Annotated in this window: 13 protein-coding genes; 11 read left to right on the forward strand and 2 right to left on the reverse strand. The window is 57.6% G+C overall.

The window, feature by feature from the left end; all coding sequences use genetic code 11:
• The first annotated feature begins 176 nt into the window (after window positions 1-176).
• Entirely contained in the window at window positions 177-863 is a 687-nt protein-coding gene (locus ACFSO0_RS03210) for a response regulator transcription factor (RefSeq protein WP_376876212.1), read from the forward strand.
• Window positions 847-2,268: a HAMP domain-containing sensor histidine kinase gene (locus tag ACFSO0_RS03215; RefSeq protein WP_376876215.1), complete on the forward strand. Its 1,422-nt coding sequence runs from the start codon at window positions 847-849 to the stop codon at window positions 2,266-2,268. The genes ACFSO0_RS03210 and ACFSO0_RS03215 overlap by 17 nt, the downstream gene beginning before the upstream one ends.
• A 71-nt stretch (window positions 2,269-2,339) precedes the next feature.
• Here the strand turns inward: ACFSO0_RS03215 and ACFSO0_RS03220 are convergent, their stop codons facing one another.
• Complete coding sequence (locus ACFSO0_RS03220; RefSeq protein ID WP_376876218.1) at window positions 2,340-3,389, reverse strand: DctP family TRAP transporter solute-binding subunit; 1,050 nt, start codon at window positions 3,387-3,389, stop codon at window positions 2,340-2,342.
• 125 nt (window positions 3,390-3,514) lie between these two features.
• On the opposite strand from ACFSO0_RS03220, the gene ACFSO0_RS03225 reads away from it, so the two are divergent.
• The 7 genes from ACFSO0_RS03225 (at window position 3,515) to ACFSO0_RS03255 (ending at window position 10,764) form a co-directional block, all read left to right on the forward strand.
• Window positions 3,515-5,083, forward strand: coding sequence for an ATP-binding protein (locus ACFSO0_RS03225; protein WP_376876319.1), 1,569 nt, complete (start codon window positions 3,515-3,517; stop codon window positions 5,081-5,083).
• Between the two features lie 41 nt (window positions 5,084-5,124).
• Entirely contained in the window at window positions 5,125-5,799 is a 675-nt protein-coding gene (locus tag ACFSO0_RS03230) for a response regulator (RefSeq protein WP_376876322.1), read from the forward strand.
• A 164-nt stretch (window positions 5,800-5,963) separates the two neighbouring features.
• Window positions 5,964-6,893, forward strand: coding sequence for a S66 peptidase family protein (locus ACFSO0_RS03235; RefSeq protein ID WP_376876221.1), 930 nt, complete (start codon window positions 5,964-5,966; stop codon window positions 6,891-6,893).
• Window positions 6,890-8,107 (forward strand): M20 metallopeptidase family protein, encoded by a 1,218-nt coding sequence (locus tag ACFSO0_RS03240; protein ID WP_376876224.1) that lies wholly within the window; start codon window positions 6,890-6,892, stop codon window positions 8,105-8,107. The genes ACFSO0_RS03235 and ACFSO0_RS03240 overlap by 4 nt, the downstream gene beginning before the upstream one ends.
• Window positions 8,108-8,191: 84 nt before the next feature.
• On the forward strand, window positions 8,192-8,644 hold the full coding sequence (locus tag ACFSO0_RS03245) for a Dps family protein (RefSeq protein ID WP_376876227.1): 453 nt from the start codon (window positions 8,192-8,194) through the stop codon (window positions 8,642-8,644).
• 257 nt (window positions 8,645-8,901) lie between these two features.
• Window positions 8,902-9,840, forward strand: coding sequence for a type I pantothenate kinase (gene coaA / locus ACFSO0_RS03250; protein ID WP_376876230.1), 939 nt, complete (start codon window positions 8,902-8,904; stop codon window positions 9,838-9,840).
• A 267-nt stretch (window positions 9,841-10,107) separates the two neighbouring features.
• Window positions 10,108-10,764, forward strand: coding sequence for an FMN-binding negative transcriptional regulator (locus ACFSO0_RS03255; protein ID WP_376876232.1), 657 nt, complete (start codon window positions 10,108-10,110; stop codon window positions 10,762-10,764).
• Here ACFSO0_RS03255 and ACFSO0_RS03260 read toward each other — a convergent pair.
• Window positions 10,745-11,614 (reverse strand): LysR family transcriptional regulator, encoded by an 870-nt coding sequence (locus tag ACFSO0_RS03260; RefSeq protein WP_376876235.1) that lies wholly within the window; start codon window positions 11,612-11,614, stop codon window positions 10,745-10,747. The genes ACFSO0_RS03255 and ACFSO0_RS03260 overlap by 20 nt on opposite strands.
• A 152-nt stretch (window positions 11,615-11,766) precedes the next feature.
• Between ACFSO0_RS03260 and ACFSO0_RS03265 the strand changes: the two genes are divergently transcribed.
• The gene (locus ACFSO0_RS03265; RefSeq protein WP_376876238.1) at window positions 11,767-13,059 is read left to right on the forward strand and encodes an NCS2 family permease; all 1,293 of its coding nucleotides are present in this window, start codon (window positions 11,767-11,769) and stop codon (window positions 13,057-13,059) included.
• Window positions 13,060-13,323: 264 nt separating this feature from the next.
• Window positions 13,324-13,461 (forward strand): hypothetical protein, encoded by a 138-nt coding sequence (locus tag ACFSO0_RS03270; protein WP_376876241.1) that lies wholly within the window; start codon window positions 13,324-13,326, stop codon window positions 13,459-13,461.
• Window positions 13,462-13,548 lie beyond the last annotated feature (87 nt).

A 13,548-nucleotide genomic window follows, 5' to 3' on the forward strand; every position in this document is an offset into this window, starting at 1 on the left:
AAGCCTTGCTCCCCGAGCCTTTGGGAAAGCAAGGCTTTTTTCCTATTTCCAAAAAGAGCAAATCCACATAGGAAGAGAAAGAGGTAAACTGATAGTATAGAATGAGAGAAGAGCGGCACGCATATGTGGCCGCAAATGGGGAATGATGATATGTCTATCAATCAGGATCGGCTTCCATGAAAAGCATATTGTTAGTAGAGGATGAGCTCGTCATTTCGCGAGTATTGAAGGCTTATTTGCAGAAAGCGGGCTACGACGTGTGGCAGGCTGTCGACGGGATCGAGGCCCTGCGGCTGTTTGACGAAAACAAGCCGGATCTGGTGCTGCTCGATGTCATGCTGCCCGAGCGCAACGGCTGGGAAATCTTGCAGTACATACGGGAAAAGAGTGCCTGTCCGGTGATCATGATTACTGCGCTGGGACAGACGGATCAAAAGCTGATGGGGCTGAACGAAGGGGCAGACGACTACATCACGAAGCCGTTCGTGGCGGAGGAGGTCGTCGCCCGGGTCAATGCGGTGCTGAGGCGCTCCGCGATCCTGATTCAGGACCAGGAGACGCGCATCTTCGGCAGCCTGAAGATCAACTTCCATTCGCATAAGGTGACGCTGCACGGGCTGGATGTGCAGCTACACCCCCGCGATCTGTCCTTGCTGCTGTTTTTGGCGCAAAACCCGAACCAGACATTTACCCGCGACCAGCTGATCGACCAGGTGTGGGGAATGGATTACGGAGGCAGCGACCGGGCCGTCGATTTGGCGATCAAGCGGATTCGCAAGACGCTGGAGAACTGGCCGCCCTCCGAAGGGGAGATCAAGACGCTGCGAGGGGTGGGATACCAGTTCTGTGTTTACCAAAAATAGCAAGCCCGTCTCGCTCCTGCGCTACTGGACCGTCCGCTACCTGATTACGCTCTGCTGCGGGCTGGTCATCATCGGCGTCGTCTCCGCATACTGGATCAAATACGCGGCGACAGAGAAACAGCTCGAGGTCACGCGGCTGTTTGCCGAGGAGGTCGCAGACCGCGTCGTCGATGACGAAGGAAAGCTGCTCGTGGGCGCATCGCTGCATCAGGTGCTGGATAACCGGCGCAGGTTTATGGGGGTCGACCGGAATTTGCTGGTGTTTATCGAAAATCGGCAAGGCGAACTGATCTACAGCAGGCCCGGCCAACTGCCAGCAGCGCTGCAGCAAAACCTGAACAGGCTCCTGGCGCAAGCCGATCAGGCCGACAAGGTTAAGCAGCCAAACGGCGATACGCTGTACGTCGTCAAGAAAAATCTGGAATTTAATGACAGCATCCTTGGGAAAGTGATTTTGCTTTTTCCGGAAACGGACATCAAAGTCAGCAAGGAAGAACTGCAATACTTGGTCATCATGCTGGGGAGCCTGGGCGTATTGGGGTGGGCGGTCATCTACTTTCATTCCCGCCGCCTGTCCGAGCCGATCCGCAATGTCGTGGTGGCAGCCCGGCAGATTGTAGAGGGAAATTACGAGGTCCCGATCCCAAAGGCGATCAAGGAGCGGGAAATCCACGAGCTCGTCTACACCTTCAAGGAGATGGCGGATCGCCTGCGCCAGCTGGAAAGCATGCGCACCGAGCTGCTCGCGGGCGTCACCCACGAATTGAAAACGCCGGTGACCTCCATCAGCGGGCTCGTCCAGGCGATCAACGATGAAGTCGTCTCGGGCGACGAGGAAAAAGAATTTTTGCAGATTTGCCTGAAAGAGACGAAGCGGCTGCAAAACATGGTGGAAGATTTGCTCGACTTCAATTCGTTTGCCGTCGGAGCCATCGCAGTCGCACGAGAAGAGCAAAATCTGGGCAAGCTCCTCCGCGAGATCGCCTCGCAGTGGAAAATCGTGCAGGACGCCGATTCCGTCTCGCTCTGCATGAATATTCCCGAGAGAGAGACGCCGATTCTGGTCGATCCGGGGCGCGTCCAGCAAATTTTGATCAATTTGCTGAACAACGCGAGGCAGGCGACCGGAGAGGGAGGCAAGATCGAGCTTTCGCTGTACGAGACGCCTGCAGACATGCGCGTCGACGTGAAAGACAACGGGCTGGGCATCCCGCCGCAGGAGCAGCCGCTGATTTTCGAGCGTTTTTTCCGCGGCAGCAACAAAAAGGAAAAGGTTCGAGGCCTCGGTCTCGGCCTCTCCTTCTCCCGCATGATCGCCAAGGCGATGGGCGGGGAGCTGGTGCTCAAGGAGAGCACGCCGCAGGGCTCCACCTTCACCCTGATTCTGCCGAAGGAGTCTGCATGAGCAAAAAGCGGTGCAAGTTGGCCTGCCGAGTTGCCCGTGTGTCTGCCGGGATGCGCCGCCCGCCTCGAGCTTCACCGCCTCTGGTGAAGCTCTTTGATTTTTTTCATCAAATCCTTGCCGATGGATGGGGCGAATTTGTCGTAGACCGGCTGCAGCGCCGCCCGCCACGCTGCGCGCTCCTGCTCGGTCTGCTCGTGGATGGCCATGACGTTCATCTTTTTCAGCTTTTCCAGCTCGCTCTCGTTCAAGGAGACGGACAGCTCGTTGTTGAACGCGGTCGCTTCTGCGAGCGCTTCCTCGATGTCCTGCTGGATGTCGGGCGGAAGCTTGTTCCAGAACGACTGGTTCATGATGACGACATATCCCAAATAGTTGTGGTTGCTGACGGTCATGTACTTCTGCACCTGGTACAGCCGTTTGGTATACACATTCGAGATGGTATTTTCCTCGCTGTCAACTTCCCCTTTGGCGAGCATGCTGTACAGATCGTTGAACGAGGAGCCGACAGGAGTCGCGTTCAACGTGCGGTACTGCTCCTCCAGCACCTTGCTGGGGATGATCCGGATGCGATGGCCGCGCAAATCTTCGGGCAAGAGCAGCGGCTCATTGGAGGTAAACTGCTTGAAGCCGTTCTCCCAGAAGGCCATGCCTTTCATGTTCGACCGTTTCAGGGTGGCGAACAGCATTTGGCCGATTTCGCCGTGAAAGGCTTCTTCGACATCGCGCTGATCGCGGAAAACGTACGGAAGCTCCAGGGCAGCCCACTCGGGGATCGTGCCAGACAGATGGGAAAAGGCGGGAGCGATCATCTGGATTTCGCCGCTCATCAAGGCGGGAATCTCTGTTTTTTCGCTGTGCAGGATGCCGTTGGGGTATACCTGCACCTCTACCCGGCCTTTCGTTTTCTTTTGCACGAGCTGGGAAAAACGTTCGACAGCCAGTCCCTTTGGCGTGTTTTCCGCGACGACGTGGCTGAATTTGATGATGATTCGCTCCGAGAGCTTTTCCTGTTCTTCGTCGTAGCTCCACTGCGCAGAGGAAAAATCCTGACGGAATCCGATTGTGACGGCAGTGACGAGGCCAAGGAGTACGAACAGGGCGATGCTGGCAAACGATTTCATGACGGACACCTGCTTCGCATGAGTTGATTTGCTGGGTGTACTGTACCAAAATATAGGATAGCAAGCAATCATCGGCGGAAGGAAGAACCTTTTTGTTTAAACGCTGGGGCATTCAATGGAAAATTATGCTGCTTTCCGTCGGCATCGTCCTGTTCTCTCTCTTGATCGGCGGGCTGATCCTCGTGGGAGGCGTCATCCGGCTGACTGAGACGCAGCTCGGCCAACGCCTGATGACGACAGCCCGCACTGTCGCGGAAATTCCGCTTGTCCAGACGAGCATCCAGAAGCCGGACGGCTGGAAGATCATCGCTCCGACCGCTCGCCGGCTGCGCATCGTCAACGACGTGACCTACATCGTCGTGCTGAACATGGACCGCATCCGCTTCTCCGACCCAAGGGAGGAGAGAATCGGCACGGTCTTTCGCGATCAGGCAGTGGAAGAGGCGTATGCGGAACACTCGTATATCCAGAGGGTGCGCGGCGAGCTCGGCCTCGCCCTGCGCGCGTACGTGCCGATCATGGACGACCAGCATCAGCAGGTCGGGGTCGTCCTCGTTGGCAGAGTCATGCCCGGCATCTGGGAAATCATGCAGGGCGAACGCGGCAACATCGTCCTGACGTTCTGTCTCTCCCTGCTGTTCGGCGTGTGGGGCTCGTACCAGCTGGCCCGCCACATGAAAAAGCAAATGTTCAACCTGGAGCCGGAGGAAATCGCCCGTATTCTCGTTGAGCGGACGGCCACCTTTCACGCTATGCACGAAGGGGTCATCGCCATCGACAATCAGGAGCGGATCACCATTTTCAACGACAGGGCCAAACAAATATTCGGCATCGACGGGGAACTGGATGTGCTGGGCCTGCCGATCCGTTCCGTGCTGCACGACACGCGGCTGCCGGAAGTGCTGGAGCTGCAAAAAAACATCCTGAACACCGAGCTGCACGTCGGAAATACGCTGCTCTGGTCCAACCGCTTTTTGATCAAGGTCGAGGACAAGGTCGTCGGGGCGCTGGCGATCTTCCAGGATCGGACCGAGGTCGCGCGGATGGCCGAGGAGCTGACAGGCGTCAAGGAATTCGTCGGGGCCTTGCGCGTGCAAAACCACGAGCACATGAACAAGCTGCATACGATCGCCGGTCTGCTTCAGCTCCAGCAGTACGACAAGGCGCTCGCCTACCTGTTCGAGGTACGCGATCAGCAGGAGGAACTGACCTCTTTTCTGACCACGCGGATCACAGACGAGAACATCTCCGGCCTGTTGCTCGGCAAGGTGAGCCGCGGGCGGGAGCTGGGCATTCGCGTGACGATTGACCGTCTGAGCCATCTGGAGCGCTTTCCGCCGTACATGGACCACCATGATTTTGTGCTGATCCTTGGCAATCTGATTGAAAACGCTTTCGATTCTCTCGAAAAAAGCGACCGCCCGGACAAGGAAATCACGATCAGTATCGAGCAGGACAGCGAAATCTGCTCCCTGCTGGTGGAAGACAACGGAATCGGGATGGATGAAGATACGCTCGCGCGAATGCTGGAGCGCGGTTTTTCCACCAAGGAGCCGAAGCATCGCGGACTCGGCATGTATCTGGTGCATCAGCAGGTGAAAAAAGGGAGAGGCGAGCTGGAATGCCGCTCCCGTCCCGGACAAGGAGCCAGCTTTCTCATTACGTTTCCCATGAAGGAGGTGAATGAACAGTGACGGAGCAGACGATTCGCGTCGTCGTCATCGAGGATGATCCGATGGTGCAGGAAATCAACACGCAATTCATCGAGCGCGTTCCCGGTTTTGCCGTGGTGGGTGTCGCTGCAAACGGGGCAGAGGGAATCAGGCTGGTCGAGGAGCTGGCGCCCGATCTGGTCGTGATGGACGTCTTCATGCCCGTGCAGGACGGGATCAAGGCGCTGGTCGAGCTGCGTGCCCGCGGTCAGGCCGTCGATGTGATCGTCATTACGGCGGCCAAGGACAAGCCGACCATTTCTGCCATGCTGCGCAACGGCGCCATGGATTACATCATCAAGCCTTTCCAGTTCGGCCGGATTCGGCAGTCGCTGGAATCGTACCGTCTCTATCGCCAGCAGCTCCGTCGGGAGGGCGTGGCGTCCCAGGAGGAAGTGGACCGTCTCCTGTTCCGCCAATCGGCAGAGCAACACGGGACGGGCAGCGAGCAAGTCGCAGACACGGGAGCGTTGCCCAAGGGGCTGCATGCTGTTACCCTGGATCAGATCGTCCGCCAGCTCGATCGGGAGCATCAGTCGCTGTCGGCCGAAGAAGTGGCGGAGCGCGTCGGCATCGCCAGAGTGACGGCCAGGCGCTATCTGGACTATCTGGTAAAAGTGGGAGGAGTGCGGCTCGATGTCAGCTACGGCGGTATCGGCAGGCCGACCAATCGCTACATGCGGGTACGCAAGCCATAGACGGGAGGTGGACGAGCAGGACCGGTTGCAGCATGAGCTGTATGAAATCAAAAATGGAAAATCAGTGACAGCAACCGCGAAATGAGGGAGCGGTCGGAGCATAGAAATAAAATCGTAGATCGACTTCAAACGGGCGTACATAGAAATAAGAGGAGAAATGCGGGATGAACAAAGGAAAAGCATTGCGCGCAGGTGATACGATCGGACTGGTGGCTACTTCCAGCCCGGCGACGGAGGAACAGCTGGTCAAATCGATTGCGGAGCTGGAATCGTTCGGCTTCAAGGTAAAGGTCAGCGGTACGTGCCGGGAGCGGTACGGGGGATATCTGGCCGGAACGCCGCAGCAGCGCGCGTTTGAGTTGAACGCAATGTTCGCCGATGACGAGGTGGACGGCATCATGTGCATGCGGGGCGGCTACGGTGCCCCGCAAATTTTGCATTTGCTCGATTACGACTGTATCGCGCAAAACCCCAAGCTGTTCGTCGGTTACAGCGACATCACGGCGCTGCATACGGCTTTCGGACAGCAGGCGTCCCTGGCTACCTTGCACGGGCCGATGGCGACTTCCGACATTGCGCAAGGGATGAACGACTGGACGGCCCAGTATTTGCTTCGCGCCTTGACCCGTCCCGAGCCGCTCGGCGCAATCATCAACCCGCCGGACGAAGAAATCGTCTGTCTGGTGGAAGGGCAAGCCGCAGGACCGGTCGTAGGCGGAAATCTCGCGCTGATCGCCGCGTTGATGGGGACGCCGTATCAGCTCGATACACGGGGCAAGCTGTTGTTCCTCGAGGACATCGCCGAAGAGCCGTACCGGATCGACCGCATGCTGACCCAGCTGGCACTCGGCGGGCTGTTTGACGACTGCGCGGGCATCATTATCGGGACATGGACGGATTGCGAACCGAAAAAGCGGGAAGGCTTCACGGTCTGGGACGTCTTTCAAAATATCGTCGTGCCGTACCAAAAGCCGACAGTCTGGAATGTTCAAATCGGCCACGGGGCGACCAACATGGCGCTGCCGCTGGGCGTGCAGGCGAGCCTGGATGCGACGAGCTGCCAATTGATCATCGAGGAGAGTGTGACGGTATGAAGGCACCGTTGACCGGCCAAATCTGGCAGCAGGCGCAGGAGCTTTTGCCGTGGCTCACACAGGTGCGGCGCGATTTTCACCAATATCCCGAACTCGGCATGGAGGAATTCCGCACGCAGGAGCAGATCATCCGCTACCTTGAAGAAATAGGCATCCCTTATTGCAAATCCGCCGGGACGGGTGTGGTCGGCGTGATTGAAGGCGCGGCTCCGGGAGCAGTCGTCGCCCTGCGCGGGGATATGGACGCTCTGCCGATTCATGAGCAAAATGACACTCTCTACCGCTCGCAGGTGCCGGGCAAGATGCACGCCTGTGGACACGATGCGCACATGACCTGCCTGCTGGGGGCAGCCCGCATCCTGAATGCGCTGCGCGGCGAGCTGTCCGGCGTCGTCAAACTGTTTTTCCAGCCGGCCGAGGAGACGGTGGGCGGAGCGCTGCCGATGATTCGCGAAGGGGTGCTGGATAATCCCCGCGTCGAGGCCGTCTTTGGCCTGCATGTGTCCGCCGATTTGCCGGCCGGAAAGATCGCGGTCAAGTACGGGCAGATGAACGCAGCCTCGGACGATGCACACATTACGGTACGGGGGGAAAACGGCCACGGGGCGTATCCGCACAAAGGCCGGGACGCCATCGTCATCGCCGCCCATGTGATTACCGCGCTGCAGACGGTCGTCAGCCGCAACGTAGACCCCCGGGAGGCTGCTGTCGTCACGATCGGGATGATCGCGGGCGGGACGGCCCCGAATATTTTGGCACAGGAAGTCAAGCTGACAGGGACGATCCGCACGCTGGACAAAAACGTCCGCGCGCTCGTCAAGGAACGGGTGCGCGAGGTCGCCGAGCTGACGGCGCGCAGCCTGGGGGGATCGGCACAGGTCGAATTCGCGGAAGGCTACACATCCCTGATCAACGACAAGGAGCTGGTAGATCAGGTAAAGCGCTGCGGCGAGGCGCTGCTCGGATCAGGTAACGTCCGCGTCAACGACTTCCCGATGATGGGAGTCGAAGATTTCGCCTTCTTCGCCGAACAAGTGCCGGGCGCTTTTTACCATCTCGGGGTGCGCAACGAGGAAAAGGACTGCATCTATCCTGTCCATCACCCGCGCTTTGACATCGACGAGCGCAGCCTGGCTGTGGGAGCGGCCATGCAGGCGTACAATGCGATCGCCTTTTTGCAGGAGCGTGCGCTGCGCTCGCAGGCGGAAAAGTAAGGGCGCTCTGACGGGTATAGCGAGCATCTTTCGGCGGTACACTACAGACGTTCTTTGATTTCCATGAAAGGAAGATGTGTCTGTATGAGCACAACAATGAGCCGTCCTGTTACCGAGGTGTTGAACAAGCAGGTTGCCAACTGGTCCGTGATGTTTATAAAGCTCCATCACTTCCACTGGTATGTGCAGGGAGCAAATTTTTTCACCTTGCACGCCAAGTTCGAGGAGCTGTACAACGAGGCAGCCCAATACGTGGATGATCTCGCGGAGCGCCTGCTGGCTGTAGGGGGCAAGCCTGTGTCTACGATGAAGGCCTGTATCGAGCAGGCATCCATCAAGGAGGCGACAGGCGGTGAGTCTGCCGATCAGATGGTGCAGGCGGTGGTCAGTGACTTTACGACTATTGTCAGCGAGCTGAAGGAAGGAATTGCCGCTGCCGAAGCGGCAGGCGACGAAGCGACTGCCGACATGTTCCTTGGCATGACGGAAACGCTGGAAAAGCACATGTGGATGCTGAAATCGTTTTTAGGCAAGTAAAACGTATAGGTAAACAGAGCAGGCCGATGTCCGGTTGTCCCGGGATTGGCTTGTTTTTGTACCGTGAATGGCCTATGCAGCACTTTGGCCGCCATCTGTGCGGCAAAGGCTCTGCAAAGGCTGGACGGACCTCCGAAGAAAGTGCCATTCAGATCTGCTGGGACAACCCCTTGTTCCCAAGAGTCGCCCACTAGTGTAAACTAGCTGTGTGATAAAAACAAGAAAGCACTTTCATGATGGAAAGGATGTTCAATCCAATGGCATCGCCTTACGTTACGTTTAACCGCGAGCAGTGGAAGGCTCTGCGGGCTTCCACGCCGTTGACGATATCCGATGAGGAACTGGCCTGTTTGCAAGGCGTGAATGAGAATGTGTCCATGACCGAGGTTGCCGATATTTACCTCCCTCTTTCACGCCTGCTCAATCTGTACGTAGGGGCGACGCAGGAGCTGTATCAGGCGACTCACACCTTCCTCGGCAACAAGGACGGGAAGGTGCCTTTTATTATCGGCATCGCCGGCAGTGTGGCCGTTGGCAAAAGTACGATCGCGCGGATTTTGCAGACGCTCCTGTCCCGCTGGCCGAACCATCCCAAGGTCGATCTCGTGACGACGGACGGCTTCCTGTATCCGAACCGGGTGCTGGATGAGCGCGGGATCATGAAGCGCAAAGGCTTCCCCGAAAGCTACGACTTGCGCAAGTTCATCCGATTTTTGTCTGACGTGAAATCAGGGATTGCTGAAGTGAAAGCGCCTGTTTACTCCCATCTCTTCTACGACATCGTGCCGGGGGAATGGCAGACGGTGCGCCAGCCCGACATCCTGATCGTGGAGGGGCTGAACGTCTTGCAGCCGCCGCGGGAGTCGGAAAGCGAACAGCGCATTTCCGAAGTCATCGTCTCGGATTTCTTTGATTTCACCATCTACGTCCACGCAGACGAAAAAGACATTTTGCAATGGTATGTAGAGCGGTTCAAGCTGCTGCGGAAGACGGCCTTTTCCAATCCTTCCTCGTATTTCCGCCGCTACGCCGACTTGTCTGACGAAGAAGCAACAGAAGTCGCAACCGGCATCTGGCAGGAAATCAACGGCGCGAACCTTCGCCTTAATATTTTGCCAACCCGGGTCCGAGCCCAGCTGATCCTCGACAAAGGGCAGGATCACATGGTGCAGAGCGTGAAGCTGCGCAAGCTGTAGAAGCCGCGTTTCGTGGACAGGCACGGGATGGATGTTCGGTCAGAGCAGCATCGCTCCTGATCGCCACATGCTCGCGGCAGACGTTAGAGGGGCACGAAAATGCTCCTCTTTTTTTGGCTTGGCGCAGCCAAGTTATCCGCCAGCTGTCTACAATCGGTCAAAGTGCAGGACGTCGAACCGGATGTTTACCTTGTTCCTAATCCGCAAATTGCTCCTGTACACAGACAGACGACATGCTACGATGAGGAAAAAAAGGAGTGAACGCACTTGTACACGCCGCCGTATTTTGCCGTGACCGAACAGGATGAAATGATCGCATTCATGCAGCAGCATCCGTTTGCCTTGCTCATTTCCTACGCGGACGGGACAGATCCGGAGGTGACGCACCTCCCTCTGGAAGTGGAGAGCAGAGAGGACGGGCTGTACTTGACCGGACATATCGCCCGTAGCAATCCGCAGGGAGGTATGTTGGACCAGGCGGGTGGTACGGTGCTGGCCGTTTTCCAGGGCGCGCATGCGTACGTCTCTTCCTCGTGGTACAGCCAGCCGGGGGTGCCGACGTGGAACTACATGGCCTTGCACGCATACGGTCAGGCTCGCATTGTCACGTCAGCCGAAAAAGTGGCACAGATGATGCGCAGTCTGCTGGACAAATACGAGCAGGGACAACAGACGCCGACTACCTGGGAGGCGGTGCCGGAGAAGGTCATGGACGGCTTGCTGCGGGGGATCACCGCCTTTGAGATCAAGGTGGAGCGGATCGAGGCGAAGTACAAGCTGAGCCAAAACCGCAGCGAGCAGGATCGGCTCGCCGTCATTGCCCGGCTGGAAGCGGGCGGGAAGCAGGAAAGAGAAGTCGCGGCGGCGATGCGCACCGTCTGGCAGGAGCAGGCGAACCGCGTGTTTACGAAAACATCTCGATGAAGCGCTTGGCAGCCTTGGACAGATGGCGGTCCGTCTGCCAGACGACAGCGGCAGAGGAGGAGATCGAGGTGCCTTTCAGCTCGATGCCGCGAATCTGGTCGCCGCGATGCGTCTCCCACGCCGAGCGGGGGACGATGGACGCTCCGACTTTGGCCTGGACCATGCTGACGATGAGCGAGATGTCCGGGCATTCGCAAATGATGTGCGGCGTCACGCCCAGCCGGGCAAACTCCTTGTGGATCAGGTCGTAGATCCCGAGACCGGGGATGCTCGGCATAATCAGCGGGAGCTTGGCGATGTCGCGCATGTGGATGTACTTCGTGTCCGCGTGCGGAGAGTCGGCGGGCACGATCAGCACAAACGGCTCCTCCTCCAGCGGAATCGTGGTGCAGTTCGTGAGCGAGTGGGGCAGGCGCACGATGGCGACCTCGATGGTTCGACGCTCCAGCCACTGGTTCAACAACTGCGTGTCACCCTTCCATACTTTGTACGTAATCAGCGGATAGTGCTGTTGAAACAGGCGAATGTGCTCGGGCAGGCGGTAGGCGGACAAGGCGCTGACGCCGATGGACAAACTCCCCCGAATGCCTTCGCCTGTTTCTTTTACTTCAGCGAGCGCCTCCTCCATCTGGTGCACGATGCTTAGCGCCTGCCGGTACAAGGTGCGTCCGGCTTCGGTCAGCTCCATTCGCTTGCCGGATCGCTCCATGAGGGTGACGCCCAGCTCCTCCTCCATCTGTTTGAGCTGCTGGCTGAGCGGCGGCTGCGCCATATTCAGCCGCTTGGCCGCTCCGGTGATCTGGCCTTCCTCGGCGATGGCAATAAAGTAACGCAGCTGGCGTATATCCATGCGTACCCCTTCCTTTTGCGGATACAACTTTTCCATATGAAATCGATATGAAAGACAGATTAATTGGATATTTTTCATATCAATGCTGCTATGATAGCATAAATTTCATGACTTCACATGGAACAGATACGGGAAGAAAGAAGGGAAGATTTGTGCGTACGTGGATGGAGAAATGGTTTCACTTGCGCGCTGAAGGCACGACAGTCAAACGGGAAATTCTGGCTGGTTTTATCAGCTTTGTCACCATTGTCTACATTGTTGCGGTAAACGCTTCGATCTTGCAGGATGCAGGCATTCCCATGGAGGCAGGGATCCTCGCGACGGTGCTGTCGGCGTTTGCCGGTTCGCTGTTGATGGCGTTTTGGGCGAACGCCCCGATCATACTGGTGCCGGGGATGGGGATCAATGCGTTGTTTACGTACACGCTCTGCCAGTCGATGGGGCTGTCGTGGCAGGCTGCTTTGGGAGCGGTGTTCCTCTCGGGACTCATCTTCGCCGCCATTGCCTTCAGCCGGGCAGCGACGGTCTTGTCCAACGCCATTCCGGCTTCGCTGAAAGAGGCGATCACGGTGGGGATCGGGCTGTTCCTTACGTTTATCGGCTTGCAAAAGGGCGGGCTGATCGTGACCAATCCGTCGACGTTCGTCGCCCTGGGCGAGCTGTCCAGCCCTGAAGTGATCGTCACGCTGGCGACATTGGTCATCACATTGATCCTGTTTGTGCGCAATGTGCCGGGCAGTTTTCTCATCGGGATTGCGGCAGGCACGGGACTGGGCTTTTGGTTCGGGATCGTGGAGCCGGGAAGCGGTGGCGCGTTCTCGTTTGCGGCTTACGGACAAGTGCTGGCAGGCTTTTCGCTTGCCGAGATGTGGACGGTGCCGTTCTGGATCGCTACGTTTTCACTGGCAATGGTCATCGTTTTTGAAAATATCGGTTTGACGCACGGACACACAGCCATGGCCGGACAGCCGCACAAATTCCGCCGCTCGCTCCAGGCCAATGCCCTCTCCGCCGCCTTGTCCGGCGTGCTCGGCACGAGCCCGACAGTCGCGACGGTAGAGAGTGCGGCGGGCATAGCAGCCGGAGGACGGACCGGTCTTACCGCGCTCGTCACCGGGACCTTGCTGCTCGGCTCGCTCGGAATGATTCCGCTGGTAAAGCTGATTCCGGACGGAGCCATCGCTCCGGTGTTGATCATCATCGGCGCGCTCATGCTGCAAAACGTGCAGAACATCAATCTGACAGACTTTTCCGAGGGCTTCCCCGCCTTTCTCATCATCGCCATCATCCCGCTGTCGTACAGCATCGTGGACGGCATCGCATTCGGCTTCGTCGCCTATCCGCTGCTGAAGCTGGTTCTGGGCAAAAGACGGGAAGTACCTGCCTTGCTGTACGTCATCGCCGGACTGTTTTTGTTGAATCTGGTGCTGCCGGCGCTGGCATAAAAAGACATGATGGTTTGGAAAAAAGAAAAAAGAGCTGTCCAACAGCAAAACCCGGGAATGGCGCAAGCGCAACGTTTCCGGGTTTTTCCTTTCCGCGCAACAAGCGAAAGGTCCAATTTCTCCATGAACGGGGAGGGAACGGTACCTTTTTCTGCACCGTCGACACATCAGGCCCGCATGGGAAAGCGGCAGGCGAATCGTCCGGACTGTTGTTTTTTTGTCCGCCCAAACTGTTGTACAGTGGCAAGCAGGGAGGGAGCGCTCATGAGGGAATGCATGCATGTCGGCGGATATTTCGTGGAGCCCGGCGCTTTTTCCGAGGAGTTGCTGCGCTCCTGGTCAAACAGCCGTCTTGTCTGTCCGCACTGCGGGGGCAGGGTGCGCTATCACAAGGGGAAATAGATTTGGGAAGTATCGAAAAACACGGAGGGCGGCTAAAAGCACGTCACGAGGCAGAAAGTCATCAACTGGACAGCAGCGCAGAGAGGG

Source organism: Brevibacillus sp. GCM10020057 (assembly GCF_042683565.1).
Taxonomy (GTDB): Bacteria; Bacillota; Bacilli; order Brevibacillales; family Brevibacillaceae; genus Brevibacillus.